The 21175-nt window shown below is 54.8% G+C and carries 22 protein-coding genes; 12 read left to right on the top strand and 10 right to left on the bottom strand.

Features of this window, described 5'->3' with window-relative positions:
- Nucleotides 1–42: 42 nt before the first annotated feature.
- The gene (gene argS / locus L977_RS09220) at nucleotides 43–1776 is read right to left on the bottom strand and encodes an arginine--tRNA ligase (protein ID WP_023330729.1); all 1734 of its coding nucleotides are present in this window, start codon (nucleotides 1774–1776) and stop codon (nucleotides 43–45) included.
- A gap of 239 nt (nucleotides 1777–2015) precedes the next feature.
- Between argS and L977_RS09225 the strand changes: the two genes are divergently transcribed.
- Nucleotides 2016–2576: a VOC family protein gene (locus tag L977_RS09225; RefSeq protein WP_014884329.1), complete on the top strand. Its 561-nt coding sequence runs from the start codon at nucleotides 2016–2018 to the stop codon at nucleotides 2574–2576.
- Between the two features lie 78 nt (nucleotides 2577–2654).
- Nucleotides 2655–3398: a copper homeostasis protein CutC gene (gene cutC / locus L977_RS09230; RefSeq protein ID WP_023330728.1), complete on the top strand. Its 744-nt coding sequence runs from the start codon at nucleotides 2655–2657 to the stop codon at nucleotides 3396–3398.
- A gap of 262 nt (nucleotides 3399–3660) precedes the next feature.
- Here cutC and cmoB read toward each other — a convergent pair whose 3' ends face one another.
- From cmoB to L977_RS09255, 5 genes are read right to left on the bottom strand one after another with little or no spacing between them, the layout of a single operon-like run.
- The gene (gene cmoB / locus L977_RS09235; protein ID WP_014884327.1) at nucleotides 3661–4632 is read right to left on the bottom strand and encodes a tRNA 5-methoxyuridine(34)/uridine 5-oxyacetic acid(34) synthase CmoB; all 972 of its coding nucleotides are present in this window, start codon (nucleotides 4630–4632) and stop codon (nucleotides 3661–3663) included.
- Entirely contained in the window at nucleotides 4629–5372 is a 744-nt protein-coding gene (cmoA, locus tag L977_RS09240) for a carboxy-S-adenosyl-L-methionine synthase CmoA (RefSeq protein WP_014884326.1), read from the bottom strand. The genes cmoB and cmoA overlap by 4 nt, the downstream gene beginning before the upstream one ends.
- A 40-nt stretch (nucleotides 5373–5412) precedes the next feature.
- Nucleotides 5413–5808 carry an MAPEG family protein gene (locus L977_RS09245; RefSeq protein ID WP_014884325.1) on the bottom strand — a complete coding sequence of 132 codons (396 nt, stop codon included), beginning with the start codon at nucleotides 5806–5808 and terminating at the stop codon, nucleotides 5413–5415.
- A gap of 51 nt (nucleotides 5809–5859) precedes the next feature.
- Complete coding sequence (locus L977_RS09250) at nucleotides 5860–6678, bottom strand: DUF72 domain-containing protein (protein WP_045134194.1); 819 nt, start codon at nucleotides 6676–6678, stop codon at nucleotides 5860–5862.
- Nucleotides 6675–7241, bottom strand: coding sequence for a hydrolase (locus L977_RS09255; RefSeq protein WP_014884323.1), 567 nt, complete (start codon nucleotides 7239–7241; stop codon nucleotides 6675–6677). Before L977_RS09255 ends, L977_RS09250 begins: the two co-directional genes overlap by 4 nt.
- A 264-nt stretch (nucleotides 7242–7505) precedes the next feature.
- Here L977_RS09255 and aspS point away from each other — a divergent pair, with 264 nt between their 5' ends.
- The 7 genes from aspS (at nucleotide 7506) to L977_RS09290 (ending at nucleotide 13410) form a co-directional block, all read left to right on the top strand.
- Nucleotides 7506–9278: an aspartate--tRNA ligase gene (aspS, locus tag L977_RS09260; RefSeq protein ID WP_032636194.1), complete on the top strand. Its 1773-nt coding sequence runs from the start codon at nucleotides 7506–7508 to the stop codon at nucleotides 9276–9278.
- Nucleotide 9279: 1 nt separating this feature from the next.
- Nucleotides 9280–9723 (top strand): dihydroneopterin triphosphate diphosphatase, encoded by a 444-nt coding sequence (gene nudB, locus L977_RS09265; protein ID WP_047625630.1) that lies wholly within the window; start codon nucleotides 9280–9282, stop codon nucleotides 9721–9723.
- A gap of 27 nt (nucleotides 9724–9750) precedes the next feature.
- Nucleotides 9751–10491 carry a YebC/PmpR family DNA-binding transcriptional regulator gene (locus L977_RS09270; protein WP_014884320.1) on the top strand — a complete coding sequence of 247 codons (741 nt, stop codon included), beginning with the start codon at nucleotides 9751–9753 and terminating at the stop codon, nucleotides 10489–10491.
- 34 nt (nucleotides 10492–10525) lie between these two features.
- Nucleotides 10526–11047 (top strand): crossover junction endodeoxyribonuclease RuvC, encoded by a 522-nt coding sequence (gene ruvC, locus L977_RS09275; protein ID WP_014884319.1) that lies wholly within the window; start codon nucleotides 10526–10528, stop codon nucleotides 11045–11047.
- Between the two features lie 81 nt (nucleotides 11048–11128).
- Nucleotides 11129–11743, top strand: a complete 615-nt coding sequence (gene ruvA, locus L977_RS09280) for a Holliday junction branch migration protein RuvA (RefSeq protein WP_023330723.1) — start codon at nucleotides 11129–11131, stop codon at nucleotides 11741–11743.
- 8 nt (nucleotides 11744–11751) lie between these two features.
- Nucleotides 11752–12762: a Holliday junction branch migration DNA helicase RuvB gene (gene ruvB, locus L977_RS09285; RefSeq protein WP_014884317.1), complete on the top strand. Its 1011-nt coding sequence runs from the start codon at nucleotides 11752–11754 to the stop codon at nucleotides 12760–12762.
- 195 nt (nucleotides 12763–12957) lie between these two features.
- Complete coding sequence (locus L977_RS09290) at nucleotides 12958–13410, top strand: hypothetical protein (protein ID WP_047625631.1); 453 nt, start codon at nucleotides 12958–12960, stop codon at nucleotides 13408–13410.
- 143 nt (nucleotides 13411–13553) lie between these two features.
- Here L977_RS09290 and znuB read toward each other — a convergent pair whose 3' ends face one another.
- Nucleotides 13554–14342, bottom strand: a complete 789-nt coding sequence (gene znuB / locus L977_RS09295) for a zinc ABC transporter permease subunit ZnuB (RefSeq protein ID WP_014884315.1) — start codon at nucleotides 14340–14342, stop codon at nucleotides 13554–13556.
- Nucleotides 14339–15094 (bottom strand): zinc ABC transporter ATP-binding protein ZnuC, encoded by a 756-nt coding sequence (gene znuC / locus L977_RS09300; RefSeq protein WP_014884314.1) that lies wholly within the window; start codon nucleotides 15092–15094, stop codon nucleotides 14339–14341. The genes znuB and znuC overlap by 4 nt, the downstream gene beginning before the upstream one ends.
- Nucleotides 15095–15171: 77 nt before the next feature.
- Here znuC and znuA point away from each other — a divergent pair, with 77 nt between their 5' ends.
- From znuA to lpxM, 3 genes are all read left to right on the top strand, one after another.
- A complete protein-coding gene (gene znuA, locus L977_RS09305; RefSeq protein WP_047625632.1) occupies nucleotides 15172–16116 on the top strand; it encodes a zinc ABC transporter substrate-binding protein ZnuA in 945 nt (314 codons plus the stop codon).
- A 15-nt stretch (nucleotides 16117–16131) separates the two neighbouring features.
- Entirely contained in the window at nucleotides 16132–17451 is a 1320-nt protein-coding gene (gene mepM, locus L977_RS09310; RefSeq protein ID WP_014884312.1) for a murein DD-endopeptidase MepM, read from the top strand.
- Between the two features lie 119 nt (nucleotides 17452–17570).
- Complete coding sequence (gene lpxM, locus L977_RS09315; RefSeq protein WP_045134193.1) at nucleotides 17571–18542, top strand: lauroyl-Kdo(2)-lipid IV(A) myristoyltransferase; 972 nt, start codon at nucleotides 17571–17573, stop codon at nucleotides 18540–18542.
- Between the two features lie 45 nt (nucleotides 18543–18587).
- On the opposite strand, the gene pyk is transcribed toward lpxM, so the two are convergent.
- Both pyk and L977_RS09325 read right to left on the bottom strand, forming a co-directional pair.
- A complete protein-coding gene (pyk, locus tag L977_RS09320) occupies nucleotides 18588–20030 on the bottom strand; it encodes a pyruvate kinase (RefSeq protein WP_008500455.1) in 1443 nt (480 codons plus the stop codon).
- 134 nt (nucleotides 20031–20164) lie between these two features.
- Nucleotides 20165–21040 (bottom strand): MurR/RpiR family transcriptional regulator, encoded by an 876-nt coding sequence (locus L977_RS09325; protein WP_032629265.1) that lies wholly within the window; start codon nucleotides 21038–21040, stop codon nucleotides 20165–20167.
- Nucleotides 21041–21175: the final 135 nt, after the last annotated feature.

The raw sequence follows: 21175 nt of genomic DNA on the forward strand, positions 1-21175 counted from the left end.
TTTCTGATAATAAAAAACCCGGCAGCTGCCGGGTTTTTTGTATTACATACGCTCTACGGTTTCGATACCCAGGGTATCCAGACCCAGCTTCAGGGTCTTCGCCGTCAGCTGCGCCAGCTTCAGGCGGCTGTTGCGGACCGATTCATTTTCCGCAGACAGAATAGGGCAGTGCTCGTAGAAGCCGGAGAACAGACCCGCCAGATCGTACAGGTAAGCGCACATAACGTGCGGCGTACCGTCACGGGCGACAACCGTCAGCGTCTCTTCAAACTGCAGCAGACGCGCCGCCAGCTGGGCTTCACGATCTTCCGTGATGGTCACGGTCGCATTCGCCAGCACGTTTTCATCAATGTTCGCCTTACGGAACACCGAGAGCACGCGGGTGTAAGCATATTGCATGTAAGGCGCCGTGTTGCCTTCAAACGCCAGCATGTTATCCCAGTCGAAGATATAGTCGGTGGTACGGTTTTTAGAGAGATCCGCGTATTTCACCGCGCCGATACCGACGGCGTTAGCCAGTTTTTCCAGCTCGTCGGCAGGCATGTCCGGGTTCTTCTCTGCCACCAGACGACGGGCGCGCTCCAGCGCTTCATCCAGCAGGTCAGACAGCTTCACGGTACCACCCGCACGGGTTTTGAACGGCTTGCCGTCTTTACCGAGCATCATGCCGAACATGTGGTGTTCCAGCGGAACGCAATCCGGTACGTAACCGGCTTTACGCACGATAGTCCAGGCCTGCATCAGGTGCTGGTGCTGACGGGAGTCGATGTAGTACAGCACACGGTCAGCATGCAGGGTTTCGTAACGGTACTTCGCGCAGGCGATATCGGTGGTGGTGTAGAGATAGCCGCCATCCTTTTTCTGGATGATCACGCCCATCGGTTCACCTTCCTTGTTTTTGTACTCATCAAGGAACACGACCGTTGCACCTTCGCTCTCAACCGCCAGGTTTTTCGCTTTCAGGTCCGCCACAATGCCCGGCAGCATTGGGTTATAAAGGCTCTCACCCATCACATCATCACGGGTCAGGGTCACGTTCAGACGGTTATAGGTAAGCTGGTTCTGGGACATGGTGATGTCCACCAGCTTGCGCCACATCTCGAGGAAGTATTGATCCCCGCCCTGCAGCTTGACGACGTAGCTGCGCGCGCGCTCGGCAAAGGTTTCGTCTTCGTCGTAATGCTTTTTCGCTTCGCGGTAGAACCCTTCCAGGTCCGCCAGCGCCATTTCGCCCGCGTTTTCCTGCTGCTGTTTTTCCAGGTAAGCAATCAGCATGCCGAACTGGGTACCCCAGTCGCCAACGTGGTTTGCGCGGATTACCTTGTGACCGAGAAACTCAAGCGTGCGCACCGCGGCATCACCAATGATGGTGGAACGCAGGTGGCCAACGTGCATCTCTTTCGCCACGTTCGGGGCAGAGTAGTCGATCACCACCGTCTGCGCTTGTGGTCGGGAGACACCCAGACGGTCTGATTTCAGCGCCGCGTCAACGTGGCTTGCCAGGAATGCAGGCTCCAGGAAAATGTTGATGAAGCCCGGGCCAGCGATTTCGGTTTTGCTGGCGATACCGGTGAGATCCAGATGCGTCAATACCTGCTCAGCGAGCTGTCGCGGCGGCATGCCCAGTTTTTTAGCCACTGCCATCACGCCATTAGCCTGATAGTCGCCAAACTGTACTTTTGCTGACTGACGAACCTGTGGTTCGCAATCCGCAGGCGCACCTGCGGCAATCAGTGCCTGACTGACTTTTTCGGAGAGAAGAGCCTGAATATTCACCTGGATACCTTACGTTTTTGATGCGGGCCTACAACCGCCCGCGCCAGTTAAAGAATTTAGGGCGGGAGTATACTGCAAATGCCTTCTGCCGTCAGCATTGCGGGGCCCGAAGATTGCTCAGAATCCAGCCAGAGAAGAGGTGCATAAACATGCAGTCGTAAAAACCGCGATTCAGAGGTTGGTCGAAACAGGGCAACAGAGTAAATTAGCGGCTTTGCGACATGAAAAGAGACTGACGTATGGCGAACTGGCAATCCATTGACGAACTGCATGATATTTCCGCAGATTTACCGCGCTTCACCCAGGCGTTCACAGAACTTGCCACCCGTCTTGGTCTGGATATCGCGCCGCTTGAGGCCGATCACATCTCTTTGCGCTGCCATCAAAACGCGACTGCCGAGCGCTGGCGTCGCGGGTTTGAACAGTGTGGTGAGTTGCTTTCTGAGAACATGATTAATGGTCGTCCCATTTGTCTGTTCAAACTGCATGAACCGGTCTGCGTGGCGCACTGGCAATTCACCGTTGTAGAACTGCCATGGCCGGGTGAAAAACGTTACCCGCACGAAGGCTGGGAGCATATCGAAATCGTCCTGCCGGGTGAGCCGGAAACGTTGAACGCGCGCGCGCTGGCCCTGCTCTCAGACGAGGGATTAAGCCAGCCGGGCATTTTTGTGAAGACAAGTTCGCCCAAAGGCGAGCGTGAGCGTCTGCCTAATCCGACGCTGGCCGTGACTGACGGGCAGGTGACGGTGAAATTTCATCCGTGGACCATTGAGCAGATCGTTGCCAGCGAAGCCTGAGAGTTGTGACTCGTCGCTGAGACCCAAAACAAGAGGCGTGCCATGATGGCGCGTTAAGCCGATTTTAAGGAGGAGTCGATGGCGCTGCTGGAGATTTGTTGTTATAGCGTGGAGTGTGCCGTCACCGCGCAACGGAAAGGGGCCGATCGCATTGAACTGTGCGCCGCCCCGAAAGAAGGAGGGTTAACGCCCTCATACGGCGTGCTGACGTCGGCCCGTAAGGCCGTCACCCTTCCGGTACACCCCATTATTCGTCCTCGCGGCGGTGATTTTTGTTATACGTCGGGTGAGTTCAGTGCCATGCTTGAAGATATCGCCCTTGTTCGTGACCTCGGGTTCCCCGGGCTGGTGACCGGCCTGCTGGATGAAGACGGTGAGGTCGATCTGCCGCGTATGCGTCAGGTGATGGACGCCGCAAAAGGAATGGCCGTGACGTTTCATCGTGCGTTTGATATGTGCAAAAAACCACTGCAAGCGTTTGATACCCTTGCCGAACTGGGTGTGGCGCGCGTTCTGACATCAGGGCAACAGTCTTCTGCTGAAAAAGGTCTGCAATTAATTACGGAACTAAAAGCCCATTCCGGTGTTCCAATAATAATGGCGGGTGCGGGAGTCCGTGCCGGCAATCTGGAACGGTTTTTAAACGCCGGGGTGGAAGAGCTTCACAGCTCTGCGGGGAAATGGATACCTTCACCCATGCGTTATCGCAATACAGGGCTGTCAATGTCGACGGATGCTGAAGCGGATGAGTATTCACGCTACGGTGTAGATGGAGAGTCGGTTGCGGAAATGAAGTCGCTGATTGAGCGCTATCACGTGTAGCAACGTACCGATTTTTACCGCGCATCATGTCGCCCAATATGATGCTTGCTTGTACCAGGCCCCTGCAATTTCAACAGGGGCCTTTTTTTCTCCTTCATATTTCAAGCCGCAGCCGCGTTGGCCGCCTCGCTCACCCCGGTCACTTACTGATGTAAGCTCCCGGGGATTCGCTGCGTTGCCGCCTTGCTGCAACTTGAACTATTTTGGAGAAAACGTGCGACGCGTAGGCCGGGTAAGGCGTAGCCGTCACCCGGCTAAAAGGTTACGGCTTCGTCGCGATCAACACCGCACGCATCGGCGCCGGATAGCCTTCGATGGTTTTGCTGTGGTCGGCCGGGTCAAGGAACTGCTCCAGCGACTCGGTGATCATCCAGTCGGTGCGGCGCTGCTCCTCGAGTGACGTCACGCTGACATCGGCAATCCGCACATCCACAAAACCGCACTTCTCCAGCCAGTTCTTCAATGCCAGCGCGGACGGGATAAAGTAGACGTTACGCATCTGGGCGTAGCGATCGCCCGGCACCAGAACAGCATGTTCGTCACCTTCGATCACCAGCGTTTCCAGTACCAGTTCGCCGCCGCTGACCAGCTGATCTTTAAGCTGCCACAGATGTTCAAGCGGGGAGCGACGATGATAGAGCACGCCCATGGAAAATACGGTATCAAACGCTTTCAGGGCAGGAAGTTGCTCAATTCCCAGCGGCAGCAGGTGGGCGCGCTGGTCGTTGCCCAGCAGTTTACGCACTGCTTCAAACTGGCACAGGAACAGTTGCATTGGGTCGATACCGACTGCCAGATGCGCGCCTGCGCCAATCATGCGCCACATGTGGTAACCGCTGCCGCAGCCCACGTCCAGAATAGTGCGCCCGGTCAGGTCAGACAGATGAGGCAGAACGCGATCCCATTTCCAGTCGGAGCGCCATTCGGTGTTGATGTTCACCCCGTAGAGCGAGAAAGGCCCTTTGCGCCAGGGCATCAGGTTACGCATCAGCGTTTCGATGCGGTTGATCTGCCCGGCCGGGAGCGGTGCTTCGCTTTCTGCGGTGACGCTGTGAAGCAGGTCCAGACGATGCGGGGTCAGCTCTGGCAGATACTCCACCGCATTTGACCACTGCTTTAACAGGCCGTGCTGCTGATCGCGCTGCCATGCGGCAATCTGCGCGGGCAGAGTTTCCAGCCAGTGAGACAGATGGTTTTTAGCTATCAGCTGATAGAAATTACTGAACTCAATCATGCTGCATCTCCGGCTTTTAGCGCCACCAGTGAGCCAAAGTTAAAGCACTGGAACCACAGTTCGCTATGCTCAAATCCGGCTTTGCGCAGGCGTGCTTTGTGGGTTTCTACGGAGTCTGTCAGCATCACGTTTTCCAGCATGCTGCGCTTCTGGCTGATCTCCAGCTCGCTGTAACCGTTCGCACGTTTAAAATCGTGGTGCATATTGAACAGCAGTTCGCCAACGTCGGCATCCTCAAAGCTGAATTTCTCGGAAAGCACCAGCGCGCCGCCGGGATTTAGCCCCTGGTAAATTTTGTCCAGCAGCAGCTGACGGTCTTCAGGCACCAGGAACTGCAGGGTAAAATTCAGGATGACCATCGACGCGTTGTGAATTTCAATCTCACGAATATCGCCTTCGACGACGTCCACCGGTACAGGGGCTTTATACGCATCAATATGGCGACGGCAGCGTTCTACCATCGCCGGGGAGTTGTCGACGGCAATGATTCGGCAATCTTCATGATGAACGTTACGACGTACCGACAGCGTTGCCGCGCCGAGCGAGCAGCCCAGGTCATAGACCTGCGTGCCGGGTTGAACGAAGCGCTCAGCCAGCATACCGATCATAGAGATAATATTGGAATAACCGGGAACAGAGCGCTGGATCATATCCGGGAAGACTTCGGCTACCCGTTCATCGAAGGTCCAGTCGCCCAGGCTGGCGATAGGCGCGGAAAAAAGCGTGTCGCGATCTGACATAACGTAAAAATCCGGGAAAAATAAAGTGGCGTATTGTGCGCTAATGGAGGGAGAAAACCAACTCCCACGGCATATACCAAAGGTTAGCCAGCACCATCAGCAAAAGCGAACACCAGGTCGCGCTCATGCCGGAACGACGCCAGCGGAATAAGCGGTGGTGAAAGCCATAATAATGCATGAGTCGGCCAGCAATCAGAAGCAGGCCACAGACGTGAACCATCCAGGTTTCTGCGCCATTCATCTCCATAAACAGCAGTAAAATCAAGGCGACGGGGATGTATTCGACCGCATTACCGTGAATGCGGATAGCGCTTTGCAGTTCCGAAAAACCGCCGTCACCATAAGAAACGCGGTACTGCATTCTCAGACGCACAACATCAAATGAAAACTTAATCAGCAGTAATGCACCTAACACCGCATACAGCGCGCTGACCATACAAACTCCCTGTTTTTGGCAGATGGCACTTCACTATGATAGGGGGTGATATCAGAAAAGAGAAGATTGTTGTGGAATGGAGGGGGCGTTGCCCACGGCGGGAACCGCGGCCTGCAAGGCCTGCCAGAGAGCATCGACCAGTTCGGGTGCCTGCGCAATATCCGGTGTGTGCAAAAAGAGATAGGGCGTAGTGGTTTGCTCCCACTTTGCTAATTTTTGCAGCCAGACGGCGAACATCGCCTGATTTTGCTGCATGTTGTCGCTACCGATGAACCTGACCATCGGGTTTTGCGCGGTGACGATGGCGTGGACCGGCACTTTCGGTTTTTTGCGTTGCGCATCCACAATCGCTTCACTGTGCGGGATTGCACTGTGGACGGGGCGACTGTCAAGAATGACACGGTTGACCGCACGTTCCAGCAGGCCGCGGTTGAGCGCTATTTCTGCTTCACCTTTGGCAAAAAATTCAGCATGCCTGACCTCCACGCCGTAGGTAAACTCGCGGGGCAGGCTATCCAGAAACTGCCACAGGGCAGGCAGATCGCGCGGGCCGAACGTGGCAGGAAGCTGGAGCCAGTATTGCCCAATCCGGTTCGCCAGTGGCGACATGCGCGTAAAGAACTCTTCGGTTAAATCCCCGCAGTTGCGCAGCGCGGCGTTGTGGGAGATGGTCGCCGGAAACTTAAAACAGAACCGGAAATCGTCGGTCGTTTGCTCCCGCCAGCGTTCAACAATCTCCGCTTTAGGCAGCGCGTAGAGGGTCGTGTTGCCCTCGACACAGTTGAAGTGTCGGGCATATTCTTCCAGGCCGGTGATGCCCAGGCGCACCCATTTCGGGTGCGACCACTGGGGTAACCCCACATACATCATAGTGCGCTGAGGATCTCGTCCGTGCTGCGCACGCGTCCGATACGCGGGAAGATATGGGTCATGCTACCCTGATGCTGTTCCGCGGAAGCCGCGCTGCAGGCATCTTCCGCAATGACCAGGTTAAAGCCCAGCTCCCAGGCGTTACGGGCGGTAGACTCCACGCCGATGTTGGTGGAAATGCCGCACAGAATAAGGGTGTCGATACCTCGACGGCGGAGCTGCAGTTCCAGATCGGTTCCGTAGAATGCGCCCCATTGACGTTTGGTCACTTCGATATCGCTGTCGCGTTTGCCCAGCGACACCGGATACGTCCACCAGTTTTCCGGCAGGGCATGGGCGGGCGCCTGTGCATCAACGGGCTGTTTTAACGCCTCGGCGAAATCAGCGGACCAGCCGACGCGCACCATGACTACAGGGGCACCGCTGGCACGGCATTTTTCCGCCAGACGAGCGGCGCGGCTAACCACATCATCCGCAGCGTGCGGGCCACCGGCAAAGGGCAGGATCCCTTCCTGTAAATCAATCACCACAAGCGCGGTTTTGCTGGCATCCAGTGTTAACATCGTTACTCCCGTTAAATGAATCACTTCCGTAACACCATACGACGTGATGACCTGTAATGGGTCGGATAATTTTGTTAATTTTTGTGAGAATGCGCAATAAGAGTGCAGCAAACGACCGTCAGGCCGTGGTTCGCTCTTATCGTCCGGCGGAATTTCCAGTATAATAGCCGCCTTTTTTCATCCAGTTGTGACATACAGAAAGCTGCGACATAGTAGCCTGCATTCCAGGCGACATTTAGCCTGCGGCTAATTAAGGGATATCTCATGCGTACAGAATATTGCGGGCAGCTGCGTCAGTCCCACGTCGGACAGCAGGTCACCCTGTGTGGTTGGGTCAACCGTCGTCGTGATCTTGGTAGCCTTATTTTCATCGATATGCGCGACCGTGAAGGTATCGTTCAGGTGTTCTTCGACCCGGATCGTGCGGATGCGTTGAAGCTGGCTTCTGAGCTGCGTAATGAGTTCTGCATTCAGGTCACCGGTACCGTGCGTGCGCGTGACGAGAAAAACGTCAACGCAGACATGGCGACGGGTGCCATTGAAGTACTGGCGTCCGATCTGGTTATCATTAACCGTGCTGAAGCGCTGCCGCTGGACTCCAACCACGTCAACACGGAAGAAGCGCGTCTGAAATACCGCTACCTGGATCTGCGTCGTCCGGAGATGGCCCAGCGCCTGAAAACCCGTGCGAAAATCACCAGCCTGGTGCGCCGTTTTATGGATGACCACGGTTTCCTCGATATCGAAACCCCGATGCTGACCAAAGCCACACCGGAAGGTGCGCGCGATTATCTGGTCCCATCCCGCGTACATAAAGGCAAATTCTACGCGCTGCCACAGTCTCCACAGCTGTTCAAACAGCTGCTGATGATGTCCGGTTTCGATCGCTACTATCAGATCGTCAAATGTTTCCGCGACGAAGACCTGCGTGCTGACCGTCAGCCAGAATTCACCCAGATCGATGTGGAAACCTCCTTCATGACCGCCGAGCAGGTGCGTGAAGTGATGGAAGCGCTGGTGCGTAGCCTGTGGAATGAGGTGAAAGGCGTCGAGCTGGGCGATTTCCCGATCATGACCTTCGCCGAAGCCGAGCGTCGTTACGGTTCCGACAAACCAGACCTGCGTAACCCGATGGAGCTGGTGGATGTTGCAGACCTGGTGAAATCCGTTGAGTTCGCGGTATTCGCCGGCCCGGCTAACGATCCGAAAGGCCGTGTTGCAGCCCTGCGCGTACCGGGCGGTGCGGCACTGAGCCGTAAGCAGATCGACGACTACGGCAACTTCATTAAGATCTACGGCGCGAAAGGTCTGGCCTATATTAAAGTAACCGAGCGTGCGAAAGGTCTGGAAGGGATCACCAGCCCGGTTGCGAAGTTCCTGAATGCGGACATCGTGGAAGCGATCCTTGAGCGCACCGGCGCGCAGGATGGCGACATGATCTTCTTCGGCGCAGACAACAAGAAAGTGGTTGCCGATGCGATGGGCGCGTTGCGTCTGAAGCTGGGCAAAGACCTCAGCCTGACCGACGAAACCAAATGGGCACCGCTGTGGGTTATCGACTTCCCGATGTTTGAAGACGACGGTGAAGGCGGCTTGACCGCGATGCACCACCCGTTCACCTCGCCAAAAGACATGACGGCGGCAGAGCTGAAAGCGTCTCCGGAAGATGCGGTGGCAAACGCCTACGACATGGTGATCAACGGCTACGAAGTGGGCGGGGGTTCCGTGCGTATTCACAGCGGCGAAATGCAGCAGACCGTGTTCGGCATCCTGGGCATTAACGAACAGGAGCAGCGCGAGAAATTTGGCTTCCTGCTGGACGCCCTGAAATACGGTACACCGCCACACGCAGGTCTGGCTTTCGGTCTTGACCGTCTGACCATGCTGCTGACCGGCACCGATAACATTCGTGATGTTATTGCCTTCCCGAAAACCACTGCCGCAGCGTGTCTGATGACCGAAGCGCCAAGCTTTGCTAACCCGACTGCACTGGCTGAGCTGGGCATTGAGGTGGTGAAGAAGGAAGAGAAAAACTGATATGACATACAAGCTTCCCGTTTCTGTCTTAGTTGTCATTTATGCCCAGGACACGAAGCGGGTGCTAATGTTGCAGCGGCGCGACGATCCTGATTTCTGGCAGTCGGTTACCGGCAGCCTGGAAGAGGGGGAAACCGCGCCGCAGGCCGCCGCGCGTGAAGTAAAGGAAGAGGTCACCATTGATGTTGTTCGCGAGCAACTGACCCTGAAGGACTGTCAGCGCACGGTGGAGTTTGAAATTTTTAGCCATTTACGTCATCGCTACGCGCCGGGTATTGAGCGCAATACGGAATCGTGGTTCTGTCTCGCGCTCCCCCATGAGCGGGAGATCGTGTTTACCGAACACCTGAACTACCGCTGGGTGGATGCGACGGATGCCGCCGCACTGACCAAGTCGTGGAGCAACCGGCAGGCGATTGAAGAATTTGTAATTAACGCTGCCTGAGAAGGCGCGATTTTTGGAGAACTTTTTATGGCAGGTCATAGTAAGTGGGCCAACACCAAACACCGTAAAGCGGCACAGGATGCCAAACGCGGTAAGATCTTTACCAAAATCATTCGTGAGCTGGTGACAGCGGCACGTCTGGGCGGCGGCGATCCGGCCTCTAACCCGCGTCTGCGCGCGGCGGTGGATAAAGCGCTGTCTAACAACATGACGCGTGACACCCTGAACCGTGCCATCGCACGTGGTGTAGGCGGTGATGAAGACGCGAACATGGAAACCATCATTTATGAAGGTTACGGCCCTGGCGGTACTGCCGTAATGGTTGAGTGTTTGTCCGACAACCGTAACCGTACCGTTGCGGAAGTGCGCCATGCATTCACTAAAACCGGCGGCAACCTGGGTACCGACGGTTCCGTTTCTTACCTGTTCAGCAAAAAAGGCGTCATCTCCTTCGAGAAAGGCGACGAAGATGTGATCATGGAAGCCGCCCTGGAAGCCGGTGCGGAAGACGTGGTGACCTACGATGATGGCGCAATTGACGTTTACACCGCGTGGGAAGAGATGGGCGCCGTGCGCGATGCACTCGAAGCCGCGGGTCTGAAAGCGGACAACGCTGAAGTCTCCATGATCCCGTCCACCAAAGCGGACATGGATGCGGAAACTGCACCAAAACTGCTGCGTCTGATCGACATGCTCGAAGACTGCGACGACGTGCAGGAAGTGTATCACAACGGTGAAATCTCTGATGAGGTTGCAGCGACTCTCTGATGAGAGCGTATAAGCCGTTTACGGGAGACGCGTGATGTCGATTATCCTTGGGATTGACCCCGGCTCGCGCGTCACCGGTTATGGCGTTATCCGCCAGGTGGGACGCCAGCTAACCTACCTCGGCAGCGGCTGTATTCGCACCAAAGTGGACGATCTGCCGTCGCGCCTGAAGCTGATTTATGCGGGCGTGTCGGAAATCATCACCCAGTTTCAGCCTGATTTTTTTGCCATTGAGCAGGTCTTTATGGCAAAAAACGCCGATTCGGCGCTAAAGCTGGGGCAGGCGCGCGGCGTGGCGATTGTTGCCGCCGTGAACCAGGATCTTCCGGTGTTCGAATATGCCGCACGTCAGGTAAAGCAGACGGTGGTGGGGATAGGTAGCGCGGAGAAAAGCCAGGTGCAGCATATGGTGCGTACCTTGCTGAAGCTTCCCGCGAACCCGCAGGCCGATGCCGCCGATGCGCTGGCCATTGCGATTACCCACTGTCACGTCAGCCAGAACGCGATGCAAATGAGTGAATCGCGGCTCAATCTGGCGCGAGGCAGGTTACGATAAAGAGAAATCAGGCTGGATAAACATCCAGCCTTTTTTTATTATGTCGCCAGTCAAACATTTTCCAGAACGCAGGAGCGTCACGTGATAGGCAGACTCAGAGGCATCATCATTGAAAAACAACCCCCGTTAGTGCTGCTGGAAGTGGGTGGCGTGGGCTATGAAGTCCACATGCCAATGACCTGCTTCTACGAGTTGCCGGACGCGGGTAAAGAGGCGATTGTCTTTACACAGTTCGTGGTGCGTGAAGATGCTCAGTTGCTTTACGGCTTCAACAACAAGCAGGAACGTACCCTGTTCCGCGAGCTGATTAAAACCAACGGCGTGGGACCGAAGCTGGCGCTGGCGATTTTGTCCGGTATGTCTGCTCCGCAGTTCGTGAATGCCGTTGAGCGCGAAGATCCTGCGGCGCTGATTAAACTCCCGGGGATTGGTAAGAAAACCGCCGAGCGTCTGATTGTTGAGATGAAAGACCGCTTTAAAGGTCTGCATGGCGATCTGTTCACCCCGGCCACCGATCTGGTTCTGACGTCACCTGGGGCGCCGTCAACAGATGATGACGCTGAGCAGGAAGCGGTTGCCGCGCTGGTGGCGCTGGGCTATAAACCTCAGGAGGCCAGTCGGATGGTAAGCAAAATTGCCAAACCGGATGCCAGCAGTGAAACCCTGATTCGTGAAGCGCTGCGCGCTGCATTGTGAGGTAAAGGATGATTGAAGCAGACCGCCTGGTATCGGCAGGCACCCTTCAGGCAGAAGACGTGGTGGATCGTGCGATCCGCCCGAAACTGCTTGATGAGTATATCGGCCAGCCGCAGGTACGTTCCCAGATGGAGATTTTCATCCAGGCGGCAAAGCTGCGCGGCGATGCGCTCGATCACCTGCTGATTTTTGGCCCGCCAGGGTTGGGGAAAACCACGCTGGCGAATATCGTTGCCAATGAAATGGGCGTCAACCTGCGCACGACCTCCGGCCCGGTGCTGGAGAAAGCCGGCGATCTGGCGGCGATGCTGACCAACCTTGAACCGCATGACGTACTGTTTATCGATGAAATCCACCGTCTGTCTCCGGTGGTAGAGGAAGTGCTCTATCCGGCAATGGAAGATTACCAGCTGGATATCATGATTGGTGAAGGCCCGGCTGCGCGCTCCATCAAGATCGATCTGCCGCCGTTTACCCTGATTGGCGCAACGACCCGTGCCGGATCGTTGACCTCTCCACTGCGCGACCGCTTCGGTATCGTGCAGCGTCTGGAGTTTTATCAGGTGCCGGACCTGCAACATATTGTCGGTCGTAGCGCGCGCTATATGGGGCTGGAGATGAGCGAAGAGGGCGCTTTTGAAGTGGCGAAGCGTTCGCGCGGTACGCCGCGTATTGCCAACCGCCTGCTGCGTCGCGTGCGCGACTTTGCCGAAGTGAAGCACGATGGCACCATTTCGGCAGAGATTGCCGCCCAGGCGCTGGATATGCTTAACGTCGATGCCGAAGGCTTTGACTATATGGACCGCAAACTGCTGCTGGCGGTGCTGGATAAATTCTTTGGCGGACCGGTCGGGCTGGATAACCTGGCGGCGGCGATCGGTGAAGAGCGTGAAACTATCGAGGATGTTCTGGAGCCGTATCTGATCCAGCAGGGATTCTTACAGCGTACGCCGCGTGGTCGTATGGCGACGGTGCGGGCGTGGAATCATTTCGGCATTACGCCACCGTCAATGCCGTAATGATGAGCAGGCGGGATGTTAAATTTCGCCTGCGACGCTGACCGATTAGTTACCTCATCTGATTTATCATCCATATTATTTTGGATAAATTTATCCTACCTATCATTTTAGATAATTCGCTTATTCCCTCTATGATGAATTTATAGCGATATCCATGCTATGAATAAATTTCATCACCCCTTTAGGAATAACAAAATGAAATTAATGACGGTTATATCTATTGCCGCTCTGACGATGGCGGCTTTGTCTGGCGCCGCGAATGCCGCTATTTCCGGAACCCAAACATGGAAAATGGTGGATAATAAACTTGAAAATACCAGTAACGGACGAAAATTATGTATGACTGGCATTGCTTACCAGCAGGCGGTGATGGAGCCATGTGGTTCTAATCCAGAATTGCAGAATATTCGTGAGCTCAATTTCGCTATGAATGGGATGCTGATGCTGGAAACATATCCAGAATATGCCTTCGCACCAGCAAGCGGCAAAGTTTATATACGCGAATATGAACCTATTGCGAGTCATTGGGACTATGTTAACGGACAGCTGAAAAAAGTTGATACCGATGGTATTGTCAAGTGTCTTGATATGGAAGGCGGTATAAACGTCCCAGGTGCCAAATTGCATTTAGCAACGTGTACCAGGTAATAAAATAAGCACCGATAATTTTATCGGTGCTTATTTACGCTGGCACCCAACATGGGCGCACTCCAGAGGTTTAAGTCCCGCCATGCGTTGATCACAGCACATGAAGCGAAGCGCCACCCTCTGTGGAAGCGCCAATCGTTCATTCAGGCATTTGGTTGTTTTTTCATCATACTAAAAATAAACAACACCGCCGCACACAACACCACTGACGGCCCCGCAGGCGTGTCATAGAACGCCGAGAAGGTTAACCCACCCGTTACCGCAATCATCCCGATAATCACGGCCACACCGGCCATCTGCTCCGGCGTGCGGGCAAAACGGCGCGCCGTGGCGGCAGGGATGATCAGCAGCGAGGTAATAATCAGCGCCCCGACGAACTTCATCGCTACGCCGATGGTTAATGCCGTCACCAGCATCAGCAGTAGCTTAACCCGCTGCAGCTTCACTCCGTCGACGAAGGCCAGGTCAGGGCTGACGGTCATCGCCAGCAGATTACGCCACTGCCAGAGCAGAATACCGAGTACCACCACCACACCGAAGGCGATGGAAATTAAATCTTCCGGCGTCACGGCAAGCAGATCGCCAAACAGATAGGCCATCAGGTCGACGCGGATATTCGACATCAGACTCACCACCACCAGACCCAGCGAGAGCGCGCTGTGGGCCATAATGCCAAGCAGCGTATCAATGGCGAGGTGCGGACGTTTCTCCAGCCAGACCAGCCCGGCTGCAAGCAGCAGGGTGACGACAATCACCGCGTAGAAGGGATTTACATCCAGCAGTAAACCAAAAGCCACGCCCAGCAAAGAGGCGTGCGCGAGGGTATCACCGAAATAGGACATTCTGCGCCAGACCACAAACGAGCCGAGTGGACCCGCGGCGCAGGCAAGCATAATCCCGGCCAGCCAGCCGGGCAGTAACAGTTCAATCATGAGTGTCCATTTCCCCGGCGCAGGACAATTCGTCCCTGTAAATCATGGCGGTGATTATGATGATGACGGTAAATACCCAGCTGTTCAGCGCCACGAGGGCCAAACATGGAGATAAACTCCGGGTGCATCGAGACCACTTCAGGCGTGCCGGAACAGCAAATATGATGGTTAAGGCACAGCACTTCGTCCGTTTTCGCCATGACAAGATGGAGATCGTGGGAGACCATCAGCACGGCGCAATTCAGTTCACGGCGAAGCTGATCGATCAAATCATAAAGCGCGACCTGACCATTAACGTCCACCCCCTGGGTAGGCTCATCAAGCACCAGCAGTTGCGGGCTGCTCAACAGCGCGCGCGCCAGCAAAACGCGCTGCGTCTCACCCCCGGAAAGTTTTTGCAGCGGCGCGTCAATCAGGTGGCCCGCCTGTACGCGTTTCAGCGCCGGGAGAATATCGGCTTTCCGCGTGCCGGGGCGCAGGCGCAGAAAGCGACTCACCGTTAAAGGCAGCGTGGCATCCAGATGTAATTTCTGAGGCACATAGCCGATACGCAATTTTTCCTCGCGGGTGATAACACCTTCATCGGGCGTCACCAGACCCAGTACAACCCGTACCAGCGTGGATTTACCTGCGCCATTAGGACCAAGCAGCGTCAGAATTTTGCCGGGCTTCAGATCCAGCGACACGTCAGAGAGGACGCGGCGCTGGCCGAAAGAGACCGAAATATTATCGAGAGAAACCAGTGTCGTCATGTCAATTTAAGCTTGAAGAAGTCAACGAATGTTATAATATCACATTTCACGCATTCACTACGATGATTAGTCGCATTATGTTACATAAAAATACGCTTCTTTTCGCAGCATTATCCGCTGCCCTTTGGGGTACAACCGCACAAGATGTTAACGCGGCGGTTGTCGCTTCGCTTAAACCGCTTGGATTCATCGCGTCGGCCATTGCCGATGGGGTGACGGAAACCCAGGTTTTGCTGCCTGACGGGGCGTCTGAGCATGACTATTCTCTTCGCCCTTCAGATGTAAAACGCTTACAAAACGCGGACTTAGTCGTCTGGATTGGACCAGAGATGGAAGCGTTTATGCAGAAGTCGGCCAAACAGATTCCAGGCGATAAACAGGTTGCGATTGCCGGGCTTTCCGGCGTGAAACCGTTGCTCATGAAAGGCATGGATAACGACGGTGATGAACATGACCATCACGCGGCAGAGGGTGAAAAAGGTGATGGAGATCACCATCATGGTGAGTACAACATGCATCTCTGGCTTTCCCCAGAGATAGCGCGGCTTTCAGCGGTTGCAATCCACGACAAATTAGTGGAACTTATGCCGCAAAGTCGAGCCAAACTAGACGCCAACCTGAAGGATTTTGAGGCACAATTAGCCGCAACCGATAAGCAGGTAGGTAATGAGCTCGCACCGTTGAAAGGAAAAGGGTATTTCGTTTTTCATGACGCCTATGGCTACTATGAAAAACACTATGGTTTGACCCCGCTTGGGCACTTCACCGTCAACCCTGAAATTCAACCTGGTGCGCAGCGTTTACATGAAATCAGAACACAGTTGGTTGAGCAAAAAGCGACATGCGTTTTTGCTGAGCCACAGTTCAGGCCAGCGGTCGTAGAAGCCGTGGCCAGGGGGACATCCGTGCGCATGGGGACCCTTGACCCGCTAGGAACGAATATCCAGTTGAGCAAAGCGAGCTATTCGCAGTTCCTCAGCCAACTGGCGAACCAGTATGCGAGCTGCCTGAAAGGAGATTAACGAGGAAGTGAATACGTGCAACAGATAGCCCGCTCTGTCGCCCTGGCATTTAACAATCTGCCTCGACCCCACCGCGTTATGCTGGGGTCGCTTACAGTACTCACCTTAGCGGTCGCCGTCTGGCGGCCCTATGTTTACCACCCGAGTTCTGCCCCTATCATCAAAACCATCGAGCTAGAAAAGAGCGAGATCCGTTCTTTACTGCCTGAAGCCAGTGAGCCTATCGACCAGGCTGCTCAGGAAGATGAAGCGATTCCCCAGGATGAACTGGACGATAAAATCGAGAACGAGGCCGGGATCCACGAGTATGTTGTCTCTACCGGTGACACGCTGAGCAGCGTGCTCAATCAGTACGGTATCGACATGGGGAATATCAGTCAGCTCGCTGCTGCAGATAAAGACCTGCGTAACCTGAAAATAGGGCAACAGCTCTCCTGGACCTTAACGGCGGATGGCGATCTCCAGCGGTTAACCTGGGAGATGTCCCGCCGTGAAACCCGCACCTACGATCGCACTGCAAACGGTTTCAAAATGACCAGTGAAATGCAGAAGGGCGACTGGGTGAACAGCGTGATGAAAGGCACAGTAGGCGGAAGCTTCGTTTCCAGCGCCCGTGATGCCGGTCTCACCAGCTCTGAAATCAGTGCGGTGATCAAAGCCATGCAGTGGCAGATGGATTTCCGCAAGCTGAAGAAGGGCGATGAGTTTTCCGTGCTGATGTCTCGCGAAATGCTCGACGGCAAGCGTGAGCAGAGCCAACTGGTGGGCGTACGTCTGCGCTCTGATGGCAAAGATTACTATGCCATCCGTGCCGAAGACGGTAAGTTCTACGACCGCAGCGGTACGGGACTGGCGAAAGGCTTTATGCGCTTCCCGACGGCTAAACAGTTCCGCGTTTCCTCTAACTTTAACCCGCGTCGTCTGAACCCGGTTACCGGGCGCGTCGCACCACACCGTGGCGTTGACTTTGCCATGCCGCAGGGCACGCCGGTGCTGGCTGTGGGTGATGGTGAAGTGGTCGTGGCTAAACGTAGCGGTGCCGCAGGCTACTATGTCGCGGTGCGTCACGGTCGTACCTACACCACCCGCTATATGCACCTGCGTAAACTGCTGGTTAAACCTGGACAGAAAGTGAAACGTGGCGACCGTATCGCGCTCTCCGGCAACACCGGACGCTCGACCGGCCCGCACCTGCACTATGAAGTGTGGATTAACCAACAGGCCGTAAACCCGCTGACGGCGAAACTGCCACGCACCGAAGGCCTGACGGGTAAAGATCGTTCTGATTACCTGGCGCAGGTGAAAGAGGTGATACCGCAGCTGAGCTTAAACTAAGCCTTCTGTTTTTGTGAAAAAAGCCGGTGTCAGTATGCGCCGGCTTTTTCTTTTGTGCGTGGACGACTGCCTCGCTACACTATCAATAAAATTTTGCGTCACCAGACCCTGGAACCAGCATGGAAACAAAAAAAAACAATATTGAATACATTCCTGAGTTTGAAAAATCCTTTCGCCATCCGCGCAACTGGGGCGCCTGGCTCGGGGTCTACACATTTGCAGGCATCGCTATGCTGCCTGCTGCGCTGCGCGATCCCCTGCTGGGGAAAATTGGCCGTCTGGCCGGGCGTTTAGGCAAAAGCGCGCGTCGCCGTGCGCAGATCAACCTCTATTACTGTTTTCCCGAAAAAAGCGATGCCGAGCGCGAGGCTATCATCGATGCGATGTATACCACCGCGCCGCAGGCAATGGCAATGATGGCAGAGCTGGCGCTGAAAGGGCCGGAAAAAATCGTTGACCGTGTTGACTGGAAAGGGCTGGAAATCATTGACGAAATGCGTCGCAATGACGAGAAGGTGATTTTCCTCGTTCCTCACGGTTGGGGTGTCGACATTCCGGCGATGCTGATGGCTTCTCAGGGTCAGAAGATGGCGGCCATGTTCCATAACCAGGGCAACAAAATCTACGACTTTGTCTGGAATACCGTACGTCGTCGTTTTGGCGGTCGTTTGCATGCGCGTAACGATGGTATCAAGCCGTTTATTCAGTCCGTACGTCAGGGATACTGGGGCTACTATCTGCCGGATCAGGACCACGGACCAGAGCACAGTGAGTTTGTCGACTTCTTTGCGACCTACAAAGCCACACTTCCGGCGATTGGCCGCCTGATGAAGGTGTGTCGCGCCCGCGTGATCCCACTCTTCCCGGTTTATGATGGTAAAACGCACCGTCTGAGCATTGAAGTTCGCCCGCCGATGGATGACTTGCTGACCGCAGACGATCACACCATTGCGCGTCGCATGAACGAAGAGGTGGAAATCCTGGTGGGGCCGCATACCGAACAGTACACGTGGATATTGAAGCTGCTTAAAACGCGAAAGCCGGGTGAAACGGAACCTTATAAACGCAAAGAGCTTTATCCGAGGAAATAAAAAAAGCCCTCTCCAGATGGAGAGGGCTTTTTAACACAGATGTTGTTACTCGACGGTCATAACGCGGGTGGTGTTGGTTGAGCCGATGGTGCTCATCACATCACCCTGCGTCACGATAACGATATCACCGGACACCAGGTAACCTTTGTCGCGCAGCAGATTGACGGCATCGTGCGCGGCTGCCACGCCGTCATTGGTGCTGTCGAAGTGCACTGGCGTCACACCACGGTACAGCGCCGTCAGATTCAGCGTACGTTCATGACGGGACATGGCGAAGATCGGCAGACCGGAGCTGATACGGGAAGTCATCAGCGCGGTACGGCCTGATTCGGTCATGGTGATGATCGCGGTAACCCCTTTCAGATGGTTTGCCGCGTACATGGCAGACATCGCAATCGCTTCTTCCACGTTGTCGAACTGCACGTCCAGACGGTGTTTAGAGACGTTGATGCTTGGGATCTTCTCTGCGCCCAGGCAGACACGCGCCATCGCGGCCACGGTTTCAGCAGGATATTGGCCCGCAGCGGTTTCCGCAGACAGCATCACCGCATCGGTACCATCCAGCACGGCGTTAGCGACGTCCATCACTTCCGCACGGGTTGGCATTGGGTTGGTGATCATGGATTCCATCATCTGGGTCGCGGTGATCACCGCGCGGTTCAGTTGACGTGCGCGACGAATCAGCGCTTTCTGGATACCAACCAGCTCAGGATCGCCGATTTCCACACCCAAATCGCCGCGGGCCACCATCACCACGTCAGAAGCCAGGATCACATCGTCCATGGCGTCCTGATCGCAAACGGCTTCCGCGCGTTCAACCTTGGCAACAATTTTGGCATCACAGCCTGCATCACGGGCCAGACGGCGTGCATAGTTCAGATCTTCGCCACAGCGTGGGAAGGAGACTGCCAGGTAGTCAACGCCGATCAGAGCCGCAGTAACGATGTCCGCTTTGTCTTTATCGGTCAGCGCTTCCGCAGAGAGGCCGCCGCCCAGTTTGTTGATACCTTTATTGTTGGAGAGCGGGCCACCGACGGTGACTTCGGTGAACACTTTCATCCCCTGAACTTCGAGCACCTTCAGCTGTACGCGTCCGTCGTCGAGCAGCAGGATATCGCCAGGCACCACGTCAGCTGGCAGGCCTTTATAGTCAATCCCGACTTTTTCTTTATCGCCTTCGCCTTTGCCCAGGTTGGCATCCAGCAGGAATTTATCGCCGATATTGAGGAAAACTTTACCTTCTTTGAAGGTGGAGACACGAATTTTAGGACCCTGCAGATCGCCGAGGATAGCGACATGGCGGCCCAGTTTAGCGGCGATCTCACGCACTTTGTCGGCACGTAATTTATGGTCTTCTGGCGTACCGTGAGAGAAGTTCATGCGCACCACGTTGGCACCCGCGGCGATAATCTTTTCAAGGTTATTATCGCGGTCGGTGGCCGGGCCTAAGGTGGTAACGATCTTGGTTCTGCGAAGCCTTCTGGACATGTAATACTCCGTTGACTGAAACAACTTTGGTGTTGCGTGAACATTGAATCGGCCTTCATCTGCCGCAAGGCAGCAAAGAGAGGACCGAATGCCGTAAATCATTACATCGTAATTATTGGTTACGTCTTCGTTATCTACTTTAAGGAAACATCGCTCTTTATGAGCAATTCTTTATCAAAACGCGATTCCTTCAGCGCTTCCTTGACTCGCTTCAAGTTATCTCTGAATTTTGCGCCCCGGCGCAAGGTAAAACCGGTCGCCAGCACGTCTATAACCGTGAGCTGTGCCAGACGGGAAACCATAGGCATATACATATCGGTATCCTCCGGGACGTCCAGCGTAATGGCGAGCGTTGCCTCTCGTGCCAGCGGCGTACCGGCGGTGGTGAGGGCGATCACCATGGCATCGTTTTCACGGGCCAGCTGCGCCAGTTCCACCTGACTTTTGGTGCGGCCAGTATGCGAAATGAGTACCACGACGTCATCTTCACTGCAATTCATACAGCTCATGCGTTGCAGCACAATGTCATCGGAATAAATCACCGGCACGTTGAAGCGGAAGAATTTATTCATGGCATCGTGCGCCACGGCGGCCGACGACCCAAGTCCGAAGAACGCGATCCGCTTGGCCTGGGTAAGTAAATCCACCGCACGGTTCACCGAACTCATATCCAGAGACTGACGAACGTGGTCAAGCGTGGCCATAGCTGACTCAAAAATTTTCGCCGTGTAGGCATCTACGCTGTCGTCTTCATCCACATTACGATTAACATAAGGGGTGCCGTTTGCCAGACTTTGTGCCAGATGCAGTTTAAAATCAGGAAAGCCGCGCGTTTCCAGGCTACGGCAGAAGCGGTTAACCGTCGGTTCGCTGACGCCAGCTTCCTGAGCCAGCGCGGCAATGCTTGAATGAATCGCCTGAGCGGGAGAGGCAAGAATGACTTCAGCCACTTTTCGCTCGGATTTGCTAAGGTGTTCCAGTTGATACTGGATTTTTTCAAGCATATTCATTGTTAACAGGGCGCTCGTGGGGGTGGAAACGATTTCATAAATGGATGAAATCTTCATTCGATTAGCCGATATTACCCCTGTGGCTTCCATAAAGGGTAACAGTCGACAAGATAATGTTGTTGTTTTTTTTCATTA

The sequence above is a fragment of the Enterobacter sp. ZOR0014 genome (assembly GCF_000798855.1).
Lineage (GTDB): Bacteria > Pseudomonadota > Gammaproteobacteria > Enterobacterales > Enterobacteriaceae > Enterobacter > Enterobacter kobei.